Origin of the sequence: Flavonifractor sp. HCP28S3_F3 (genome assembly GCF_052065355.1) — a bacterium.
Classification (GTDB): Bacteria; Bacillota; Clostridia; order Oscillospirales; family Oscillospiraceae; genus Flavonifractor.
Map to the genome: position 1 here is coordinate 225792 of NZ_JBQHUF010000003.1, position 21475 is coordinate 247266.

A 21475-nucleotide genomic window follows, 5' to 3' on the forward strand; every position below is an offset into this window, starting at 1 on the left:
ATCTGGATTTTATGGTATGGAGGCGGAACGCGCGTGAAGATCATTATACAAATCGCCATTATATTTTCCATATGCTGGATCAGTCAGATCATTGAGGCGCTGCTCCCGATCGCCTTTCCTGCCAGCGTCATCGGTATGCTTCTGCTGCTCCTGCTGCTGATGACCCGGGTGCTGAAGGTGGACCATATTCGGGAGAAGTCTGATTTTCTGTTGTCCAATATGGCCTTTTTCTTTATCCCTGCCGGGGTGAGCATCATCAACTATTTTGACGTACTGGCCAGCAGTATCCTGCCGCTGTTGGCAGTGTGTGTCATCAGTACTGTGCTCACCTTTGCAGTGACCGCCTGGACCGTGCGGTTGACTCGCAGACTGATGGATAGGAGGAAAAAATAATGTCTGAGATCTTTGCTTCTCCTTTCTTTGGGATCGCCCTCAGCATCCTGGCCTTTCTTATCGGTGTAGAGATCCGGAAAAGAACAGGCGTGGAGCTGTGCAACCCGCTGCTCATCGCCATCGTGCTGGTGTCAGCTGTGCTGCTCATTTGCCGCATCCCTTATGAGGATTACAATCAGGGCGGTGCGGTCATCAACATGTTCCTGGCCCCCGCTACGGCTTGCCTGGCGGTGTCTATTTACACCCGGATCCAGCTGCTAAAGGAAAACTGGCTGCCCATTCTGGTGGGCTGCACCGCCGGGTCCATCACTTCTATGGGCAGCATTTACGGACTGTGCCGCCTGTTCCGGTTGGACGAGGCCATGACAGCTTCCCTGTTGCCCAAGTCGGTGACCACCCCCATCGCCATTGAGGTGTCCCAGAGCCTGGGAGGCATCCAGGCTATCACTGTGGTGGCGGTCATCATTACCGGTATCCTGGGCAGCATCTTTGCGCCCCTGCTTATCAAAATCTTTCGGGTGAAAGATCCGGTGGCCGCCGGTTTGGCTATCGGCGCCTGCTCCCATGCGGTGGGTACCTCCAAGGCCCTGGAACTGGGAGAGACGGAAGGCGCCATGAGCGGGCTGGCTATTGGGGTATGCGGTATCATTACCGTGATTATATCCCTGTTCCTTGTGTCATAAAAAAGCGGGAGCCGTATGGCTCCCGCTTTTTGCGCTATTCCAGAGGAACTGCCTGGAGGTCACCCTCCGGCAGGGCCACGGTGGTGCCGTTGACCAGGGAGGCCAGATCGGCGGGGGATACCCCCTTTGCGGCCCAGGTCACCACCATGGTGGAACCGTCGGTCTGGGGGTAATGTATGGTAAAGGTGTCATATTCCCAAGTCGCGGTGTCCCACAGTGCGTCGTCCCCATAGCTGCCCCACGCCTCCAGATCGGCGGCGGTCACTTTGCCGGGCTGGAAATCAGGGGCCAGAAGGCTGGCATAAGCAGGGAAGCGCATGACCTGGACATAGAGATAGCCGTAGTTGTGAGTAAACAGAATGCTGAGAGAATCCCAGTCCTGATCCAGATTCCGGTGAGCACCCCCAAACTGGAAGCCCAGGGGGAGCTCCTCGGGATCGGGGAAGAAGATGGACATATCTTCCTCATAGGCCTCCTCCTGGGTCAGCTCGCGGTCGCCGGAGATGACGGCAGTGCCCAGATCCAGAAAGTCCTCCCCGTTGGTGCGGGAGACCAGATGTTCGGTGGTGATGGTTCCGTCTGTCTGGAGGGCGTTCCACAGAAACACACAGGGCAGCATGGTGGCTCTGTCTCCGTCCTCCCCGGTGTAGACGAAGTCCATACCCAGATCCCCTACTTGGAAGGTGGCCCGACAGGTTATCTCATACCGGCGGTCGCCGTTTTCATCGGCGTATACCATGGAGCTGGTGACTTCCACCCCGTCCACCTCCTGGACGGCGGCGTCGGTATAAGCGGGGCTCAGCAGAGGGTATTGCCCCGGCCACAGGGTGAGAGTAAAGGACTCGGTATCGCGCACACCCCGGATGGAGGCGTTGATTACTGAGCCGTCGGCGTTGTAGATCACCGTGCCGTCCAGACCAAAATCATACCAGTATAGGCTCCAGGGAATGTCGTCCCCGCCGCCGAAGATACCCAGAATGTCCTGGGCGGTCATGGGCTCGGAGAACCAGCCATCCGGCAGACCCCAGTCTATCATCAGGGTTTCGGAGTCGTTGCAGTCGGGGAAAGAGAGGGTCGGGATACCGAAAAAGGTGTGGGGCTGGCCCTGGAAGGGGTCGCCCCCCACGGTCAAGGTGTGTTCCGTGGCTTGCTCCGGTGGGGAACTTTCCGCCGTGCCGGGCGTGGCGGCCACGCCGGCGGTAGGGGAGACCTCCTGGGCCGGTGTGCCGGCCCAGGGCTGCCACAAGCCCACCACTGCCAGCAGACAGCAGGCTGCGGCCAGGGCAAAAGCCGGGGCGTATCTATTTCTCCGATGATGGGGGGGCTCACCGGCCAGCAGCTTTTCGTGGAGGCTGGCGGGAGCAGTGATGCGGTCCATATAATTCCGATAGCGGTTCATTCCCATTCTCCTTTCAGCAGTTCCCGCAGCCTGTCCCGGGCCCGGGCCAGCCGGGAACGGACGGTGCCCTCCCGCCAGCCGGTCATGGCGGCGATCTCGGCGGTTTGATAGCCCTCATAATAATAAAGGTGGAGCACCGTCCGGTCTTTGGGAGGCAGAGACTGGATCACCTCCAGTACCGCCTGCTCCTCTGGATCGGCGGCGGGATAGCTGTCCAGCAGGGGAGCGGTACGCCGGTGCCAGGGCGAGCGCAGGCGGCTCTTGCAGCCATTGACGGCTACCTTCAGCAGCCAGGCCCGCTCGTGGGCGGGACTTTCAAAGATGGGGGCTTTTTCCCACAGGCGCAGGAAGGCTTCCTGTACCACGTCCTCCGCCTCCTGGGGATCTCCCAGAATGGACAGGGCGGCGCGGTACAGGGTGTTTTCATAGGCGCGGATCACAGTTCCCAACCGGTTGGATTCCGTCATCTTCCTCCCTCCTTCACCCTTAATACGCTTGAGCGGGCCGAAATGCTCCGCTGATGCCGAAAAATTGTGGGAAGATTGTCACAGAAAGCAGAGCGTGGTACAATGGGACCACTGACGAAAGGAGACATGTGCTATGAGTGTACAGGCACTGATGGATTTTATAGACCGCAGCCCCAGCCCCTACCACGCGGCGGCTCAGGCGGCTGAACTGCTGGAAAAAGCGGGATTTTCCCCTCTGACGGAGCATCAGAAGTGGGAACTGACCCCGGGACATGGATATTATGTCACCCGAAACCAGAGCAGCCTCATCGCCTTCCGGCTGCCTGCCCGCAAGCCGGAGAGCTGGCGGCTGGCCGCTGCCCACAGCGATTCCCCTACCTTTGCGGTGAAAAACGATAAGCTGGAGGGGGACAAGACCTACCTGCGGCTGGCGGTGGAAGGGTACGGCGGGATGAATTGTGCTTCCTGGCAGGACCGACCCCTCACCGTGGCGGGGCGGGTGCTGGTGGCCACCGAGACCGGCGCGGAGAGCAGGCGGGTGTATCTGGACCGGGATCTGCTCACCATCCCCAGCCTGGCCATCCACATGCAGCGGGATGTGAACAAGGGCCACGAGTACAACCCCCAGCGGGACATGCAGCCCCTGTACGGCCTGATGGGGAGCAAGTCCCTCACCGACTTGCTGGCGGAGGAATTGGGTGTGGAAAAGGAGACCCTGCTGTCCTGGGACCTTGTGCTCTGCCCCCGGCAGAAGCCGGTGCTGCTGGGTGCTGAGGCGGAACTGTTCCAGGCACCCCGCATCGACGACCTGGGCTGCGCCTGGGCGGGTCTGGAAGGGCTGATTTCCGCCAAGGGTCAGGAGACGGCAGGACAGGTCTACTGCCTGTTTGACAACGAGGAAGTGGGCAGCGGCACCCGGCAGGGCGCCCTGAGCACCTTCCTGCCCGACGTGCTGGAGCGGATCGCCTGCTGCCTGAGCATGGATGCTCAGGAGAAACGGATGGCTCTGGCGGGCAGCATGCTCCTCAGTGCAGATAACGGTCATGCCGTCCACCCCAATTTTGGAGAAAAATCCGACCCGGCCAACAAGGTGTACCCCAACAGGGGTGTGGTGGTGAAATATTCTGCCAACCAGAAGTATACCACAAACGCCCTGACGGCGGGGGTTTTTAAAGCCATCTGCCAAAAGGCGGGGGTACCGGTGCAGACCTTTGCTAACCGGGCAGACGAGCCCGGCGGCTCCACCCTGGGCAATCTGCTGGGTCAGCAGGTGAGCATTCCTATGGTGGATATCGGCATGGCGCAGCTGGCCATGCACGCCGCTGTGGAGACCGCCGGGAGCCATGACCCGGACTATCTGGCCCAGGCTTGTGCCGCCTTCTACGAGAGTAGCCTGAGCGTGGAGGGAGACGGCCGGTATTCTTTCTAAAAAGACGGAAAGTATTGAAAAAAGGGGCATCTTGTGGTATTTTAATTAGTTAGAGTATATGCATGGAAAGGGGCCGGGACATGAACAGGAGAGGGAGCAGGCGGATCATAGCCGGGGCGCTGGCGGTTTTGCTGGTGCTGGGTGTTTCCGGCTGCCGCCAGGAGGGGAAGACCCCAGCGGGCGCGCCGGAAGAGCTGGACTTTACCCAGCAGGCGGATCTCACCGCCGGAGTGCTCCACGCTGAAAGTTCCGGAGGCTGGCAGGATACCCTGAGCCATCTGGAATACAGCTCCCTGGCCAATGTGACTGCCCAGGCCCTGGAGACCGCTGATGATCTGACCGGCTGCGATATGGTGATCGCCGACTCTGAACTGCTGGAGGAAGAGAACTGGGAAGAGATCAGGCGGAAACTGATGGATTATGTGGAAGGCGGCGGCCTGCTAGTGCTGGACAATTCCTTCTGGGATCAGTTTCCGGCGGAATTTCTGGGTATCTCCGGAGGAACCGCCCTGGACAGCATGCCAGCAGAACTGACTTGGCCGGAGGTGGAGGAAAATCTCTCCGGCGTTCAGGAGGTAATCCAGGACTTTGCCTTCCTCTACCCCAGCTATCGGGATGCCGAGACCTTGGCGGGAAAGGATTACGGCTATGGCTTCACCGTTACCACCGCCCAGGCGATTGCCACCCAGGGAGAACTGGCCCTGTATACCCTCAACGATGTGGGGGAGGGGCAGGTCATGCTCACCAACCCCATGCTGCCTAACAGCTATACCATCAACGGCCCCAGCCTGACGGCCAGCGAGGAGGGGCAGGAGCCCTTCGCCAACACTACCAACAGCGCCAACCGGCTGTTTTACGGAAAACTGCTGGCCTACCGTTCTATGGAACAGTATGGTTACGCCGTGGAGCGGGTATACGGGCCCTTCGGCACCAATCCCGCCGCCTGGGAGCTCCACTACGAGGAGATCACCGCCATCCGGGAGAACTCGGCCAAGCAGTTTGCCGACCTGGCGGTTGCCGCGGGGCAGATCCCGTCTTACACCCTGGTGCGGGGCGCCTACTGGTGGCTGCTGCGGGCGGAGAGCGTCACCTATCTGGTGAATCAGAGCGACAGCGGCCTGGAATATGAACTGGACGAATATGAGGGGATTTACTCCTCCGGCACCCATGTGGTGTGCGACAACGACTGGCTCAGCCAGGTATGGGTGGAGAACACCATCAGCTATTTCAGCGACGACGGCGGCTATACCGAGCGGGCTTACCCAACCATCGGGGATGTGGACGGCGACGGGGCCGACGAGCTGCTGTGCGGCAGCGGCGACGGACAGTTCTACTGCTATGAGATTCTGGACAACGACCAGCGCTTTACGGTGGACACGCCGGTATTCCTCACCAATGAGGCAGGGGAGAACCTGACGGTGTCCGGCGGCCACTCCGCTCCCACCATCCTGGATGTGGACGGGGATAGTGTCCCCGACGTGGTCTCCGGGGCCGGGGACGGCAAGCTCTACTGGCTCCGGGGTCTGGGTAACCTCACCTTTGAGGAGCCCCAACTGCTGCTGGACCCCGGCATGGGAGAGGTGCAGATCTTCCCGGCGGCCGCCGACATGGACGGCGACGGGGTCACTGACCTGCTGGTGGGCTCCGCCGGCGGCGGGCTGGCCCTCTACAAGGGCAAGTCCGGCGGCGGATTCAGCAGCAAGCAGGCCATTTCTCTGCCGGAGGAGATCTCTGATTGGGCGGCACCCTGTGCTGTGGATCTGAACGGGGACGGCACCCTGGATATTGCCTTGGGTACCTTCCACGGCTATGTGGCCAAGCTGGTGCGGCAGGGGAACAGCTACACCTTTACCGGCTATTTTGAAGGCGGGGAGGAAAACTACAAGGGCAACACCCACCTGAAATTCGGCAACAACTGCAAACCGGTGTTCTATGACGTCAACGGCGACGGGGCCCTGGACCTGATCTGCGGCCAGCTAGAGTACGGCTTGCCCTGTCCCATTGACTCGGAGTATTTCCCCTTCCGGGAGGAACTCCAGGAGCAGATCGACTGGATGCAGGAAAACAACTATTACCTGGGGCCTCACGCCCTGACCCACTGGTACGCCTCGGAGGGTTATGAGGAGCGGGAGTTTGAGCGCCACATGGAGGCCCTGGCCTCCTACGGTGTGGACCTGGATTGTGTGGGCACCAACCAGCATACCTGGCACACCAGTGTGTACGGCCCTGCCCAGACCTTCCTGGCCCAGTACGACAACGGCATTTTGTGGAACTCCGGCTCGGAGATGCCCTGCGCCTCCGCCTCTCCCCAGACAGCGGCGGAAAATGTGCTGGCACTGCCCTTCTTCCTGGAAGAGGACGGGGAGCCTACCATGCTGATGCTTAACGCCTCCACCATCTACTATAAGGGGGAGGAGTGGAGCGACCTGTCCGCCAAGTATGGCGTGCCGGTGTGCTTCTACTATCACTGCGACTGGATCTATAAGGATGACACAGAGGCCAAGAAGGTCATTCAGGCCATGTCCGATTTCCTGGACAAGCATGGTTACACCTGTATTACCGAGGATCAGCTGGCCTGCGCCTCTGCTGCCACACTCAACACGGCGGTGACCGCAGCAATGGATGGAAGTGGAGCCATCCGTCTGTCCGCGTCCACACTGAGTACCGATCTGGCTTTGTATGACGAGAACTATCAGAATTCCGTGGGCGTGAAACTCACCTTTGGGGAGGGGTACTCTGCCTCTGACTACGCCACCGATGCCTCGGTGTGGCGTCAGGAGGGCAACAGTCTCTATCTGTCCCTGGATAAGGACACCACTGTCTGGAAGGGCCAGCGGGAGGGCACCTACCTGCGGCAGGTCAATCTGCCCGCTGAACTGACCTGGGAGGGAGACACCCTGACCGTGGACTTTGCCGAGGGCGGCCTGATGGAGGTACAGGTGGAGGGCAGCGTGTCCACCCCCTCTGAGGGCTGGACCATGACCCGAGAGGGGGAGCGGACCACCCTGACCAAGCGAGGAGACGCCGACACCCTGGTGCTCCACTTTTGGGAGTAAACACGAAGAAATAGAAGGTGCGAGAATATGAGTAATTCTGCCGTTCGCCTGCTGGAACGCGCCGCGGCGCGCTGGCCGGAGCGGGTTTATGTAGAGGAAGAAGAAGGCAGCCTGACCTACGGCGGTATGCTGGGGCGGGCGCGGGCCATCGGCACCGCCCTGCTGGGTGACCGGCGGCCGGTGGTGGTCTACCTGCCCAAGAGCATCGACGCCCTGTCGGTGTTCTTCGGGGCCATGTGCGCTGGGCGGCCCTACGCCCCGGTGGACGCCCACATCCCTATGGCCCGACTGGAGAAGATCGTGGAGAGCCTCCGCCCGGCCTATGTGGTCACCAACGAGACCCTGATGCCCAATCTGGAGGGGGTAGAACTGGGGGACACCAAGGCGGTGCTGCTGTCCCAGCTGGAGGGGACGGCGGTAAACGAAGAAGCGGTAGAAGCGGCTATTTCCGCCGTCATCGATACCGACCCCATTTATGTGATGTACACCTCCGGCTCCACCGGAACTCCCAAAGGCGTGACCATTCCTCACCGGGGCATTCTGGACTACGCCGACTGGGTGGTGGACACCTTCGCCTTTGACGAAACCACCATTATGGCCAACCAGGCCCCCTTCTACTTTGACAACTCCACCTTCGATATCTACGGCACCCTGCGGTGCGGCGGCAAGCTGTTCCTCACCCCGGAGAGCCTGTTCCTGTTCCCCTTAAAACTGCCCGAGTATCTGGAGACCCACCACATTACCTCCATCTTCTGGGTGCCCACGGTGATGATCAATGTGGCCAACGCCGGGGCTTTGGAGGGACACCCCCTGCCGGAGCTGAAAAATGTGGCCTTCTGCGGAGAGGTTATGCCCAACACCCAGCTGAACATCTGGCGCAAAGCTTTTCCCCACTGTGCCTATGCAAACCTGTACGGCCCCACCGAGATCACTGACGTGTGTTGCTACTACAAGGTGGGTCGGCCCTTTGAAAACTACGAGAGCCTGCCCATCGGCAAGGCCTGCGAGAATATGCGGGTGCACATCCTCACGGATGACGGCAAAGAGGCCGCTCCCGGAGAGACCGGAGAGCTGTGCGTGCTGGGCAGCGGCGTGGCCCTGGGCTACTGGAACAACCCCGAGCAGACCCAGAAAGCCTTCTGCCTCAATCCTCTCAGCCCAGCTTTCCCGGAGCGGATGTACCGCACCGGCGACCTGGCCCAGTGGGGAGAAGATGGCCTCATTCGCTTCCTGGGCCGGAAGGACAGTCAGATCAAGCTGAAGGGCAACCGCATTGAGCTGGGCGAGATCGAATCGGCGGCCATGTGCGTCCCCGGCGTGGAGAACGCTTGCGCCATCTTTGACGCTCCGGCGGAGCGCATCGTCCTCTTTGTGGAGGGCGGACAGGGAATGAACCTGCGGCAGATGAACAAGCAGCTCAAGGGGTACATCCCCCAGTACATGCTGCCGGGCAAGCTGGTGTGCATGGACAAGCTGCCCCACACCGCCAATGACAAGATTGACCGGGTGCGCCTGAAGGCCACCCTGGCAGAGGAGAATGTGTAATGCTGAATTCCGCGGCCAGATGGCTGGCAACCACCGCCGCCCGTTTCCCGGAGCGGATAGGTGTGGAAGATGAATGGGGCACCATGACCTGGCGCGAGCTGGAGGATGCGGTGGAACGTGTTTCCACCGCCATGCTGGAGCTGGGAGTGGAACGGAACCAGCCGGTGCTGGTCTACCTGCCCAAGAGCCGGGAGAGCGTGGCTACCTTCCTGGCCGCCCTGTACGCCGGGTGCCCCTATGCTCCGGTGGATTACGCCATCCCCATGGAGCGGCTGGCCCGCACCCTGGAAAATCTGCGCCCTGCCCTGGTGGTCACTGACCAGCCGGGCATGGAAAAGCTGGGTGGGCTGGACCTGGGGGAGAGCAAAGCCGTGCTCTACACCGATCTGGCCGCCAAAGAGGCCGACCATGAGAAGGTGATGGCAACGCTGAGCGCCGTCATTGATACCGATCCTTGCTATATTATGTATACTTCCGGTTCCACCGGTGTGCCCAAGGGAGTTACCGTGCCACACCGAGGGGTGCTGGAGTATGCCCAGGCGGTGGTGGACACCTTCGGCCTTACCGAGAATTCGGTGATGGGCCTCCAGTCCGGGTTCCACTTCGACAACAGCGTGTTTGACATCTACGGCTGCCTGATGACCGGGGCCAAGCTGGTCATCATCCCGGAGATTTTGTTCATGTACCCCCACAAGCTGATGGATCTGATGGAGGAAAAAAAGGTTACCTGCGTGTTCTGGGTGCCCACGGTGATGATCTCGGTGGCCAACGCCGGCGCCCTGGACGGGAGGGAGCTGCCCGACCTGAAGACCATCGTGTTCGCCGGGGAGGTCATGCCCAACAAGCAGCTCAACGTCTGGCGGCGTGCTCTACCCGGCCGGATGTACGTCAACCTGTACGGCCCCACCGAGATCACGGTGGACTGCACCTGCTACATTGTGGACCGGGAGTTTGACGACGCCGATCCTCTGCCCATCGGTAAGCCCTGGCGGGGAGCCCGGGTGCTGCTGCTGAAGGAGGACAACACCCCCGCCGCGGTGGGCGAAGAGGGGGAGATCTGCGTACTGGGCAGCGGTGTGGCTCTGGGCTACTGGAATGCCCCGGAGCAGACCGCCAAGGCTTTCGTCCGCAATCCCCTGAACCCGGACTATCCGGAAATCATGTACCGCACCGGCGATCTGGGCAAGTGGGATCAGGAGGGCAATATCCTGTTCTGCGGGCGGCGGGACCACCAGTTCAAGCTGCGTGGCAACCGCATTGAGCTGGGAGACATCGAGACCGCTGCCGCTACCCTGGAAGGGGTGGACAAGGTGTGCGCCCTCTTTGATGAGGTCAACCAGGAGATCATCCTGGCGGTGGAGACCAAAGCGACCCTCCAGCTGCGGAAGGTCAACCTGGCTCTGGGCAAGCTGATCCCCAAATACATGCTGCCCAAGCGGCTGGAGCTTTTTGAGGAGCTCCCCCTTACCCCCAACCGGAAGATCGACCGGGTGGGCTTGAAGAAACAGTTGATCGGTTAAGATATCAGATAGGAGGACAAGACCAATGAATGTAATGGAGCAGATCTGCGAGTTTGTGAAGGAGCACTTTGAGATCGGGGACGACCCCGACTTCGGCCTGGATGTGAACCTGTTTGATGAGGGGTTCGTGGATTCCCTGGGCGCCACCGAGATCGTCCTCTATATCGAGGATACCTTCGGTGTACAGATCACCCAGAAGGATATCATCCTCTATCCCATGAACACCGTCCGGGAGATCGCCCAGGTGGTGGAGCGGAAGCTGGGGGAGCAGTAAGGGTCCATGTGGTATTTGCAAGTAGATACCCTGGCGTGGATCCTGGGCTCTACCCTGCTGTATGGGGTGTTAGCCGCCGTAGTGGGCCGGATCTGGCCCCAACGGCGGCTGACGCCCTTTCTGCTGGTTTTTGACCTGGGGCTGCTGATCTACGTGTCCAGGGAGCTGACCGCCTTCTATGTGGTCTACACCCTGGTCACCTACGGTATGCTGCGGGTGCTGAAGGGGGCAAAGGGCGAGGGGCTCCGGCGAGTGCTTTTTGTGCTGTTCTGCCTGCTGTGCGCTTCCCCCTTCCTCTACGCACGGTTCGCCCTGCTGCTGCCGGTGTTGCCGGCCATCTTCACCCTGGTGGGCTTTTCCTATAATATGCTCAAGGCCATTGATGCGGTGTTTTATGTCTACTATGCCGACAAGGACATCCCGCTCATTGCCTACGCCAACTTCCTGCTATTTTTCCCGGTGATGACCTCGGGACCCATCCTGCGCTACCGGGACTTTGAGCAGTATTATCTCAAACCCCGGCCGGTGACCGCCCCTATTGCCACTGCGGCTGTGAAGAGGTTTATCCGGGGCATGTTTCAAAAAATGGTGCTGGTGGCCATCCTCAGCCAGGTGCTCACCCGGCTGCTGGAGGCACGGCTGTGCCTGCCGGTGAGCCTGGCACTTATCGTGGTGTGCTACGCATCCCTGTTCTTTGACCTGTCGGGTTACAGCGATATCGCCATCTCGGTGGCTGCCTTTACCGGCTTTGTGGTGCCGGAGAACTTCAAGAATCCCCTTTCCGCCGCCAGCTTCACTCAATTCTGGCGGAAGTGGCACGTCACCCTCAGCGACTGGATCCGGGAGCACATCTTCGTGGTGGTCAACGGCAAGCGGCTGAGCAAGTGGATGGGGGCGCTGATCGGCATGGGTACCATGGTGGTCATGAGCCTGTGGCATGAGTTCAGCATCGGCTCCATCCTCAACGGTGTGTACATGGGCTCCTTCCTGGCCATTGAGAATCTGTTCGGCCTGTCCACTGTGGACAAGCGGCGCACTCCCAAGTGGATCTTCTGGGGACGGTGCCTGCTGGTGGCTTTCTTCTTCGGCATCAACGCCCTGTCCTTCTACATGGACGCCGGACAGCTTTTTGAAGTGCTGAAAGGACTGGTGCGCCTATGAGATTTGTAAAAGCATTGGGGCGCTATGCCTTCCTGTTCCTGCTGGCGGCAGCCCTGCTGATTGGGGACCTGGTCCTCACCAAAATTAACCCGGTGAAGGATATGACCTGTGTGTGGCGCAACGATTTCGAGCTCATTCAGGTGGCCAATCCGGACATGACCTTCGACAAGGTGTTTTACGGCAGCAGCGCTGTCACCGCCTCCTACATCGAGGGGCGCAACGACACGGGCTATGCCAATTTGGGCATCGACTATGGTACGGTGAAAGACCTGTATGAGATGCTGGAGCAGGGCTGGGTGACCATCAACAGCGACCTGGTCATCGGCATGAACGAGATCTTTTTCCTGGACACCCTGCCCACCAACGAGACCTACCCCTGGCATCGGGAGTGGTATGAGCCCTACGTCTACTTCCACCGGGACCGGCTGAACCGGCTGCTCACGCTGGGGCTGGACAGCATGATGGACGGCGGCTCCTTCTTCTACGCCGACACATCCGGTCAGCAGCGGACGGTATACCGGGGCGCCCTCTCCGACGAAGACCTGCAGAAGAGCATCGACAGCATGGTGGAGCGGTTTGGCAATGTGACCCTGGACGACTGCAAGGAGAACTTTGCAGCGCTGGAACAGCTGGTCGCTTACTGTGAGGAGCACGGCATCCGTCTGCGGGGCGTGTGGATGCCCTGGAACGAGAAAATGGAGATCTATCCCGCCGCCCAGGCCATCATGGATCACGCCGACGAGATGCTGGCGGAGATGGGGATCGAAGTGCTGGATCTGACCCGTGCGGTGCCGGTGCAGTATTTCTACGACACCGGGCATCTGGACTACGACACCGGGGCGCCCTGGTTCACCGACTTTATTGATCCCTGGCTGGCGGAGGAGGGCTGATATGGAGGAACACAAGAGATTGGCCCTGCCGGAGGGGGAGCAGACCCTGCGGCGGGAGCTGAGTGAGCCCGCCCACAAGCTGGGGCTGCTCCTGCTGCTGCCCGCTGCCGCCCTGCTGGCGCTGGCGGCGGCCTCTATTGCCCGTGAAGCGGGTGCTATCCAGCCGGTGTACACCGTGGCCGCCCTTGGCGGACTGTTCTGCCTCATCCTGCTTGCCCGGCTGTTAGCGGCGGGAGAGGAAATGGCGTGGCTGGTGCTGCTGTTCATCGGGGCCGTCGGCCTGCGGGCGGTCTTTGCCCTGAAGTGGACGGTATATCCCCATGGGGACTATCTGACCCAGTGGAATCTGGCCCTGGAGCTGTCCCGGGCCGGGGCGGGGGAGTGGAAGGAGCTGGTACAGAACGCTGAATTGTCCGGTGGTGCGCTGTTTACCCTGTACCAAGGCCTGCTGATCCGGCTGTTTGGGCCTACCCTTGCGGCGGTACAGCTGCCCAACGCGGTATGGGGAGGCGTAAGCTGCCTGCTCACTGCCCTGATCGGCGAAAAACTCACCGGTTCCAGACTTACCGGGCTGATGGCCGGAGGCATCCTGGCGTTCTGTCCTACCCTGCTCTTTGCCGCCGGGGTACTGACCTCCATGCCGCTGTACACCGCCCTGCTGCTGGCGGGACTGTGGCTGCTGGTGTGTCGTCCCTTTGCGCAGACAGGCTTGAACCACGGCTTGGCCGGGATGGCCTGGGGGTTGTGCCTGGTGCTGGAGCCGGGACTGCCCGTCCCCCTGCTGGGAATCATAGCTTGGTTCCTCTTCACCCTGCCCGGACGGAAGCGGGACGGAAACCTGTGGAAACGGGCGGCTGTTTTGGCGATCATTCTTTTGGCGGTCTGGCTGGCGGCGGGAGGAGCATCCATTTCGGGAGAGCTCTCTCTCCGGGCTATGGCGGAGCGGGTGCGGCTGCAATTCGCATCCTATGATTACAGCTGGGCCCGGGTGGATGGCGGAGGCCCCACCCGCAACAAGATCATTACCAGGGTGATGCATCCCTTCCTGCAGAGCTACATGCTGGGGGTGCTGCTGCTGGCCCTGTGGGGTGCGCTTACCAAAGTGAAATCGGTCAGCCGGAGCGCGCTGATATCCTGCGGACTGCTGCTGGCCGGCGTGGTGTCGGCCATGATCCTGGGTGGTGACCCGGTGCGTAACGGGTGGGCCATTGCCCTGTTCGCTTTGTGGGGAGCGGCTCCCGCCAAACAGCTGGCGGACTGGACACTGCTGATGGCGGCGCCGGAGGGCGGGCAGGGCCGGAAGAAGGCTCCGCCCCTGCCCATGCCCCTGCGGGTGGTGAAGCTGGTGGTGAGCGTGGCGGTATACGCCGCCATGGCGGCCCTGGTGCTGATCTACTTTACTGGTAACGGCGTATTCGTATACGAGGCATTTTGATGGAGAAATCGCTACGCAAAGACATTGGAAGCTATTTTGTCCTATGGGCCGCCGCTTTCCTGCTGTGGGAGGCGGCGGTCCAGCAGGCTGTGGTGGGAGAATTCCGCTTCTGGCCGGCGGCGGGCTTCTGCCTGGCCGCAGCAGCGCTGGGTACTGCCGCCTGCGGCCTGCCGGGCTGGCTGGGCGGCAAGGTGGGAGCGGTACTTTTCCCGCTGGCCTATGTGTTTTATGGGACCCAGCTGGTGTACGCGGATATCTTTGGGTCCTACCTGTCCCTGGCCTACACCGCCATGGGAGGAGAGGCGGTCACTACTTTTTGGTCTATCGCGGCGGCGGCCATCTGGCGCTGCCTGCCCAGACTGCTGGTGATGGCCCTTCCGCTGATTGTCTTTTATGTACTGCGGCGGAAGAGATGGCTGCCCATCGCGGGGCGGCCCTGGCGGGCTCAGCTGGCTCTGATTGGGACAGCGGTGGCCATTCCGGTGGTGCTGATTCTTACCCTGCCCCTGATGGGAACGGGGGCTGGCACCCCAGAGGGGGCCTTTTACAGTGCTTCGGCCACCATCGACCGGCGGGCCCAGCAGCTGGGCCTGCTGACGGCGGGGGTGCTGGACGCCAAACAGACCCTGCTGGGGAGCGGCGGCGTCCGGGTGTCCGGCGGGCTGGACCTTACTGCCGGGGGTCGGGGACCCACCAATGTGCTGGACGGCATGGACTTTGACCAGCTGGACCAGGCCGCAGAGGATGAAGATCTGCTCAGCCTGAACAACTACTTCGCCTCCCTCCAGGGGACGGTGAAGAACAACTATACCGGGCTGTTTTCTGATTACAACCTCATCGTTATCTGTGCGGAAGCCTTCTCGCCCTATCTGATCGACCCCGAGCTGACGCCAACCCTCTACCGGATGTCCAACGAGGGGATCGTGTTCCGCAACTTCTACAACAGCTTCCCTAATCTGACTACCAACGGAGAATACGGCCTGTGTATGGGGCTGATGCCGGATGCCAGCAAAATGAGCTTTGCGGTGTCCAAGGACAACTATCTGCCCTTCTGTCTGGGCAACATGTTCAGCCAGGCCGGGGTGGAGGCCAGGGCCTATCACAACAACATCGGTACCTTCTACGACCGGGTGAACACCCACACCAACATGGGATACACCTTCGAGGCCATTGACTTCGGTCTGGATATGGAGCCGGGAAATCCCACCTCCGACCTGGAGATGATGGAGAAAACGGTGGATGAGTACTTGGACCAGGAGCCCTTCCACACCTACTATATGACCTATTCCGGCCATGCCGATTATTCCTTTGAAGACAACGACATGAGCGCCCAGAATCAGGAGTTGGTGGCCGATATGGAGGGCTCCGAGGAGCTGCGGGCCTACTACGCCTGCCAGCTGGAGCTGGAAAAGGCCATGGAGTACCTGCTGGAGCGGCTGGAGGAGGCGGGAGTTGCCGACCGTACGGTGGTGGTGCTCACCGGCGACCACGCTCCCTACGGCCTGCCGGAGGAGGACTATGAGACTCTGGCCGGAGAAGCGGTGGAGGAGCCCTTCTGGCAATACCGGAACAGCTTTATCTGCTGGACTGGCGGGCTGGAGGAGCCTATCGTGGTAGACGACTACTGCTGCACCCAGGATATCCTGCCCACTTTGCTGAACCTGTTCGGCTTTGACTATGACTCCCGGCTGCTCACCGGTCGGGACGTGCTGGCCGACTGCACCCATGTCGCCTTGCTGAAGGATGGCAGCTTCCTGACGGAAGATCTGGTATACGATGCCTCCAGCGGGGACATCACCTGGCGGGACGGAACGGGCGACGAGGCTCAGGCACAGGAACTGATCCAGGCTATGGAAGATCAGCTGACGGTGTCCGCCGCCATCCTGGACACAAACTACTATGACTTTGCCTTCCGTACCCTGGGCCTGTCCGCCGGGCGGACGGAGCGGGAGGAGTACGCCAGCTACGCCGACATTGAAGGCACCTGGTATGAGGATTCGGTGGAATACCTCACCTCTCTGGGGGCGCTCAGCGGCGGTGGTACCGGCGACTTTCTGGGCGAGTCCGCCGCCAGCCGGGCGGCGGTACTGGCTATGATTACCCGGGGACTGGGCCTGGAGGCGGGAGAGGAGAGCCCGCCCTATACGGACCTGGAGGAAGGCCTGTGGTATATGGAGACAGTGAGCGCTGCCTGGTCGGCGGGTTTGCTGCCAGAGGATGTGGAGACCTTCCGGCCGGATGACCCCATCACGGAGGAAGAGACGGAGGCATTCTTTGCTGCCACCGCACAGTACCGAGGTGTAGAGGACAGCGACACGCTGGCAGAACAGGCGGTTTCCCAAGCCATGGAGCGACAGAAGGAAGAGGGGACGGAGCTGGAAGAGGGGATCCTGTCCCGAGGCGCGGCGGCTTGCGCCGCGGCCACTCTGCTGGAAACGCTGGAAAGCGCTGTGGAGGAATAAAAAGGGCCTCCGGCACACAGGTGCCGGAGGCCCTTTTTTTCAGTAGGGATAAGTACTCCAGGTGTTGACACCGGACAGATCGGTGAACAGCAGTCCGGAAGGGGGTAGGAAGGTAAACACCAGTAATGCGGCGCCCAGAGCCAAGGCCAGAAGGAGAAAGACACCCTGCCCCTTCTGCCAGATCGGCCCATCCAGAAAATAGGGCAGAAGCAGAGAGATGGCCATAGACAGGACGTAGAGGATGATATCAAACAGCAGACTTTCGCCGCCCAGAGGAATGTGGTACACATAGCCCACAGCCAGCATAAATACCGCGCCCAGCAGCAGGGAAAAGGCACGGGGACCAGGGCGGTCTTTCAGCAGCAGGCCGGTGACGAGGCTGGGCCAGTAGAGCAGCTTGACATGTTCCCACAGACTCTCCGACACCGGCGCGAACAGAGCGGTTACGGTACAGGACAAAAGATCGTATACGAAATGCAGACAGCTCCCCGCCACTACGGCGGCGGCAAAGGCGAGCAGGACGGTGCGGGACAGACGAGACATGACGACGACCCCCTTTTTCTGTTCAGCACAGCATATGCCCACGGCAAAAAAATGATGCAAAAAATGCCGCTGTGGGAATGAGATACCTGCATAATTGCGGAAAGCCCGATGTACACGCACCAGGAAAAAGCATCCAAACCAAAGGAGCGTTTCATTGCCAGCAAAACCGGCGGAACTTTCGGATATATTAACATCAGCGTCAATCGACGCGATATTTTTGCGCGGAAAGGAGATGCCGGTACCATGAAAGAGGAACAAAAGGCACGGCCCTGGGTGGCCGCGGCCCTGGCGGCAGCGCTGGTCTTTGCATCGCTGGCGCTGGTGCAGCCCGCCAGGGCCGCGGAGTCGGTCCGCACGTTGGTACCCGTAGGACGGGCCGTGGGGATCAAAATGTTTTCCGACGGCGTGATGGTGGTAGGATTTTCCGAAGTGGCCACCGCCCAGGGCCGGTCCGTGCCCGCTCGTGACTGCGGGCTGAAGGAAGGGGACATCATCACCCACATCAACCAAGAGGAAGTGGATACCATTGAGGATGTGCAGAGCGTCCTCCAGGAGATAGGCGGCCAGACCATGAGTATACGGGCCCTGCGGGAGGATGAGCTGGTCCAGTTTACCGCTCAGGCCGTACAGTGCAGCAGCGACGGTCAGTATAAGCTGGGCGCCTGGATTCGGGACTCCATGGCGGGCATTGGTACGATCACCTACTGGGATCCCCAGTCGGGACAGTTCGGTGCCCTGGGCCATGGGATCAACGATGTGGACACCGCTCAGCTTATGCCCCTGCAGTCAGGAGGAATTCTCTATTCCGATGTGGCTGACGTGAAGAAGGGCCAAAAGGGCGAGCCCGGTGAACTGAAGGGGGCCTTTCAGACCGACCGCGACCTGGGCACCCTGTATGCCAACACGCCGGGCGGTGTGTTCGGTACCCTGAGCACCAGTGACTTTTTCCAGGAGACGGAGCCGGTGGAGGTGGCCGCCCGGGAGGAAGTCCACACCGGTAAGGCCGTGATCCGTTCCAACGTGGCGGGAGATACCACGGAGGATTACGAAGTGGAGATCATCCGTATTTTTCCCGAAAATGAGCAGGATACTCGCAACCTCATGCTGAAAGTTACCGATTCCCGCCTGTTGGAGACCACGGGCGGTATCGTGCAGGGCATGAGCGGTTCTCCTATCCTTCAGGATGGAAAGCTGGTGGGTGCCGTTACCCATGTGCTGGTGAATGACCCCACTCAGGGATACGGCATCCTGATCGAAAACATGCTGGAGCGGGCATAACAAGAAGGCGGGGGAGTTCCCCCGCCTTCTTGTTATGCCCTTGACAGGGCGGTGCTTTTATGGTAGAGTTTCCTCTGCAATTGATAGGATACTGCCACCGGGTAGTGAAATGCAGGCGCATTTTTGGTTACGGCGTTAGGTCTTAGAAGCCGTAAACGAAGATGCGCCGTTTTTTGAGGAGTGGAAAGGCCCCATGGACAAGAAAACAAGCTATTTTACCAAATTTGAGAAAGGGTTATGGCTGGTGTCGGTGACCGCCATCGTAGGCTCCTACCTGTTGTTCCAGGCCGGCGATGTGCTGACCCTGCTGGCCTCCCTCATCGGTGCCACGTTCCTGATCCTAAACGCCAAAGGAAACGTCTGGGGACAGGTGCTGACGGTTGTGTTTAGTCTGCTCTACGGCGTCATCTCCTACTCTACGGCCTACTATGGCGAGATGATCACCTATCTGGGCATGACCGCCCCTATCGCCGTGGCATCGGTGGTGTCCTGGGCCAGAAATCCCGCCCAGGAGGGAGAAAGGGAGGTAAAAGTCAACCGCCTGCCTCGCTGGGAATACCTCCTGTTGGTTGCGCTGAGCCTGGCGGTGACCTGTGTCTTCTATTTCATTTTGAAAGCCTGCCACACACAGGTGCTCTGGCTCAGTACTTTGTCGGTCTTTACCAGCTTCCTGGCTTCCTACCTGACCATGCGGCGCAGCCCCTTTTTTGCTGTGGGTTATGCTGCCAATGATGTGGTCCTTATCGCGCTGTGGCTGATCGCCGCCCGGCAGGACCGGCAATACAGCGCGGTGGTCATCTGCTTTGCTGTGTTCCTGATCAACGATCTGTATGGCTATTGGAATTGGATCAGATTGAAGAAAAAACAGGCAGGCGAACTGGAAGGCTGTCCGGCATAATTGGAAGCTGCTTCCAGAAGTGAGAGAAAAATAGATGCTGAAATATGTCGGAATAACTAAGAAAAAACATTGTTTTTTGCAGGTAAAGTCGAAACAAGTCGAAGAGATATACCCATAAATTTCCAGCAAAACCCTTGCGCTGTCTGTCTGATTATGGTAAATTATAGAGGACCGGTAAGAAGCCTTGGCCAGGCAGCAAACGCAATGCAGGGGAACCTGCGGAAAGGGTGTCAAGATTGGAAACCAGAAAGCGGATTTTGGTGGCGGACGCCAATGAGGAATTTCGCCGCATACTTACGGCGGGATTGGCGGAGGAAGCCGACATGGAGCTGGCGGGCGAGACGGGAGACGGACCTGAGGCGGTGCGTCTGGCAGAGCGGGAAGCGCCCGACGTGGTGGTCATGGACCTGGTGCTGGCCAAAATGGACGGGCTGGAGGTACTGCAAAAGCTGGCGGAGCTTTCGGCCAGGCCCAGAGTGCTGGTCCTTTCCAGCTTTGTACGGGGCAATGTGGCGGAGCTGGCCGCTGCCAGAGGCGCGGACTATTATATGATAAAGCCCTGTAAGCTGGCGGCGGTGACGGAGCGTATCCGTCAGCTGGCTACCGGTGAGGCGGACGGTGAACAGCAGCAGGAACAGGACAGAAACCTGGAGAGCACGGTCACCGCTATCATTCACGAGATCGGCGTGCCTGCCCATATCAAGGGATATCAGTATCTGCGAGAGTCCATCCTGATTGCGGTGAAGGATATGGAGGTCATCAATGCGGTGACTAAAATCCTCTATCCGGAGGTGGCCAAGCGCTTTGGTACCACCGCATCCAGGGTGGAGCGGGCCATTCGGCACGCCATCGAGGTGGCTTGGGATCGGGGCGATCTGGAGACGCTGCAGAAATACTTTGGATATACCGTATCCAACGCCAAGGGCAAGCCCACCAATTCCGAGTTCATTGCCATGATCGCAGACCGGCTCCAGCTGCAGCAGAAGGAAAAGTGAGCACAAAAAAGATCCCCCGCGGAAGAGCGAATCTCTGCCACAGGGGATCTGATCGTTTATCAGGAAGGAGTGCTTCCGGTGGGCGGATTGGCAAATCGCTCCGCCGCCCGGCGGATCTCCGGCTCCAACAGGCGGGTCAGCCGGTCTACCAAAATTTCCGGGTCCTCCTTCATGTCGTCCGAGATCCAGCGAACCAGGATCCCGGAGAGGGCATACATGTAAAAATCCGTTAAAAAAGCCCGGTCTTCCTCCGGAAGAGTCAGGTCGCCGGCATACAGCCCAAACAGCTTGGACACCAACGCCTGGGAAAGGGAGAAAAACTGACAGTCCAAGTGGTCGCGTCCGCTGGAACGAAACACATGGTAGATAGCCAGATGGTTCTCCTGAAGATAGCAGAAGGCACGCATCAGCTCCTCATGCCAGTCGTGGGCACCCTGAAGCGTCTGCTCTGTCTCATGGGCCAGGAACCAGCGCAGCAGGTCGTATATGTCCTGAAAGTGATAGTAAAAGGTCTGACGGTTGACATCACAGTCCTCTACCAGTTCTTTTACAGTGATATCATCCAGAAATTTTTTCTGCAGCAGCTTTTTCAAGGAGTTCGCCAAAGCGAGCTTGGTACTGGGAGCCAACGGTCTCACCTCCTGAGACACCCGGAAAACGGCCGTACTGAAACACCATACGATCATCATTATAGCACAGAAACTTAAGAAATTGCAATCCTGTCTCGGATGTGCTATGATAGGCCGGAACGGAAAGAAAGGCGGACAGGATATGACAAGCATTGACTTTCGGCCCAGAGGGGTCTGCTCCCAGCGTATGCACATCGAGGTTGAGGACGGCATCGTCCGCAGTCTGAAGGTTACCGGTGGGTGCAATGGAAACCTGCAGGGGATTGCCCGGCTGGTGGAAGGAATGCCGGTGGAGGAGGTTATCCGGCGGTTGGACGGAATCCGCTGCGGGTTCAAGAGCACCTCCTGCCCTGACCAGCTGGCTCAGGCGCTGAAGCAGCAGATGAAGGTATAAAAAACGGGACGCCGTCGGCGTCCC

Annotated in this window: 19 protein-coding genes; 15 read left to right on the forward strand and 4 right to left on the reverse strand. The window is 59.9% G+C overall.

Annotated elements, in window-relative coordinates; translation table 11 throughout:
• Positions 1–33 precede the first annotated feature (33 nt).
• Both ACTNB1_RS05095 and ACTNB1_RS05100 read left to right on the forward strand, forming a co-directional pair.
• Entirely contained in the window at positions 34–393 is a 360-nt protein-coding gene (locus ACTNB1_RS05095; protein ID WP_441168180.1) for a CidA/LrgA family protein, read from the forward strand.
• Complete coding sequence (locus ACTNB1_RS05100; protein ID WP_441168181.1) at positions 393–1076, forward strand: LrgB family protein; 684 nt, start codon at positions 393–395, stop codon at positions 1074–1076. The genes ACTNB1_RS05095 and ACTNB1_RS05100 overlap by 1 nt, the downstream gene beginning before the upstream one ends.
• Positions 1077–1110: 34 nt before the next feature.
• Here the strand turns inward: ACTNB1_RS05100 and ACTNB1_RS05105 are convergent, their stop codons facing one another.
• Together ACTNB1_RS05105 and ACTNB1_RS05110 are read right to left on the reverse strand one after the other, a co-directional pair.
• Positions 1111–2475, reverse strand: coding sequence for a hypothetical protein (locus tag ACTNB1_RS05105; protein ID WP_441168182.1), 1365 nt, complete (start codon positions 2473–2475; stop codon positions 1111–1113).
• The gene (locus ACTNB1_RS05110; protein WP_441168183.1) at positions 2472–2942 is read right to left on the reverse strand and encodes an RNA polymerase sigma factor; all 471 of its coding nucleotides are present in this window, start codon (positions 2940–2942) and stop codon (positions 2472–2474) included. Before ACTNB1_RS05110 ends, ACTNB1_RS05105 begins: the two co-directional genes overlap by 4 nt.
• Before the next feature lie 133 nt (positions 2943–3075).
• On the opposite strand from ACTNB1_RS05110, the gene ACTNB1_RS05115 reads away from it, so the two are divergent.
• The 9 genes from ACTNB1_RS05115 to ACTNB1_RS05155 all read left to right on the forward strand — a co-directional run bounded on the left by ACTNB1_RS05115 (position 3076) and on the right by ACTNB1_RS05155 (position 16714).
• Complete coding sequence (locus ACTNB1_RS05115; protein WP_441168184.1) at positions 3076–4371, forward strand: M18 family aminopeptidase; 1296 nt, start codon at positions 3076–3078, stop codon at positions 4369–4371.
• 80 nt (positions 4372–4451) lie between these two features.
• Positions 4452–7427 (forward strand): FG-GAP repeat domain-containing protein, encoded by a 2976-nt coding sequence (locus tag ACTNB1_RS05120; RefSeq protein WP_441168185.1) that lies wholly within the window; start codon positions 4452–4454, stop codon positions 7425–7427.
• Between the two features lie 27 nt (positions 7428–7454).
• A complete protein-coding gene (locus ACTNB1_RS05125; protein ID WP_441168186.1) occupies positions 7455–8972 on the forward strand; it encodes an amino acid adenylation domain-containing protein in 1518 nt (505 codons plus the stop codon).
• A complete protein-coding gene (locus ACTNB1_RS05130) occupies positions 8972–10492 on the forward strand; it encodes an amino acid adenylation domain-containing protein (RefSeq protein WP_441168187.1) in 1521 nt (506 codons plus the stop codon). The genes ACTNB1_RS05125 and ACTNB1_RS05130 overlap by 1 nt, the downstream gene beginning before the upstream one ends.
• A 25-nt stretch (positions 10493–10517) precedes the next feature.
• Positions 10518–10766 (forward strand): acyl carrier protein, encoded by a 249-nt coding sequence (locus ACTNB1_RS05135; protein ID WP_441168188.1) that lies wholly within the window; start codon positions 10518–10520, stop codon positions 10764–10766.
• A 6-nt stretch (positions 10767–10772) separates the two neighbouring features.
• Positions 10773–11927, forward strand: a complete 1155-nt coding sequence (locus tag ACTNB1_RS05140; protein ID WP_441168189.1) for an MBOAT family O-acyltransferase — start codon at positions 10773–10775, stop codon at positions 11925–11927.
• The gene (locus ACTNB1_RS05145; RefSeq protein ID WP_441168190.1) at positions 11924–12817 is read left to right on the forward strand and encodes a hypothetical protein; all 894 of its coding nucleotides are present in this window, start codon (positions 11924–11926) and stop codon (positions 12815–12817) included. Before ACTNB1_RS05140 ends, ACTNB1_RS05145 begins: the two co-directional genes overlap by 4 nt.
• Position 12818: 1 nt before the next feature.
• Positions 12819–14252, forward strand: a complete 1434-nt coding sequence (locus tag ACTNB1_RS05150; protein WP_441168191.1) for a hypothetical protein — start codon at positions 12819–12821, stop codon at positions 14250–14252.
• Positions 14252–16714 (forward strand): LTA synthase family protein, encoded by a 2463-nt coding sequence (locus ACTNB1_RS05155; RefSeq protein ID WP_441168192.1) that lies wholly within the window; start codon positions 14252–14254, stop codon positions 16712–16714. Before ACTNB1_RS05150 ends, ACTNB1_RS05155 begins: the two co-directional genes overlap by 1 nt.
• A gap of 39 nt (positions 16715–16753) precedes the next feature.
• Here ACTNB1_RS05155 and ACTNB1_RS05160 read toward each other — a convergent pair whose 3' ends face one another.
• Entirely contained in the window at positions 16754–17257 is a 504-nt protein-coding gene (locus ACTNB1_RS05160) for a DUF6512 family protein (RefSeq protein ID WP_441168193.1), read from the reverse strand.
• Between the two features lie 243 nt (positions 17258–17500).
• Here ACTNB1_RS05160 and spoIVB point away from each other — a divergent pair, with 243 nt between their 5' ends.
• The 3 genes from spoIVB to spo0A all read left to right on the forward strand — a co-directional run bounded on the left by spoIVB (position 17501) and on the right by spo0A (position 20428).
• Complete coding sequence (gene spoIVB, locus ACTNB1_RS05165) at positions 17501–18535, forward strand: SpoIVB peptidase (RefSeq protein ID WP_441168194.1); 1035 nt, start codon at positions 17501–17503, stop codon at positions 18533–18535.
• 193 nt (positions 18536–18728) lie between these two features.
• Positions 18729–19433, forward strand: coding sequence for a nicotinamide riboside transporter PnuC (gene pnuC / locus ACTNB1_RS05170; protein WP_441168195.1), 705 nt, complete (start codon positions 18729–18731; stop codon positions 19431–19433).
• A 236-nt stretch (positions 19434–19669) separates the two neighbouring features.
• Positions 19670–20428 (forward strand): sporulation transcription factor Spo0A, encoded by a 759-nt coding sequence (gene spo0A / locus ACTNB1_RS05175; RefSeq protein WP_441168196.1) that lies wholly within the window; start codon positions 19670–19672, stop codon positions 20426–20428.
• Between the two features lie 59 nt (positions 20429–20487).
• Here the strand turns inward: spo0A and ACTNB1_RS05180 are convergent, their stop codons facing one another.
• Positions 20488–21066: a TetR-like C-terminal domain-containing protein gene (locus tag ACTNB1_RS05180; protein WP_441168197.1), complete on the reverse strand. Its 579-nt coding sequence runs from the start codon at positions 21064–21066 to the stop codon at positions 20488–20490.
• Between the two features lie 133 nt (positions 21067–21199).
• Here ACTNB1_RS05180 and ACTNB1_RS05185 point away from each other — a divergent pair, with 133 nt between their 5' ends.
• On the forward strand, positions 21200–21451 hold the full coding sequence (locus tag ACTNB1_RS05185) for a TIGR03905 family TSCPD domain-containing protein (RefSeq protein WP_441168198.1): 252 nt from the start codon (positions 21200–21202) through the stop codon (positions 21449–21451).
• Positions 21452–21475: the final 24 nt, after the last annotated feature.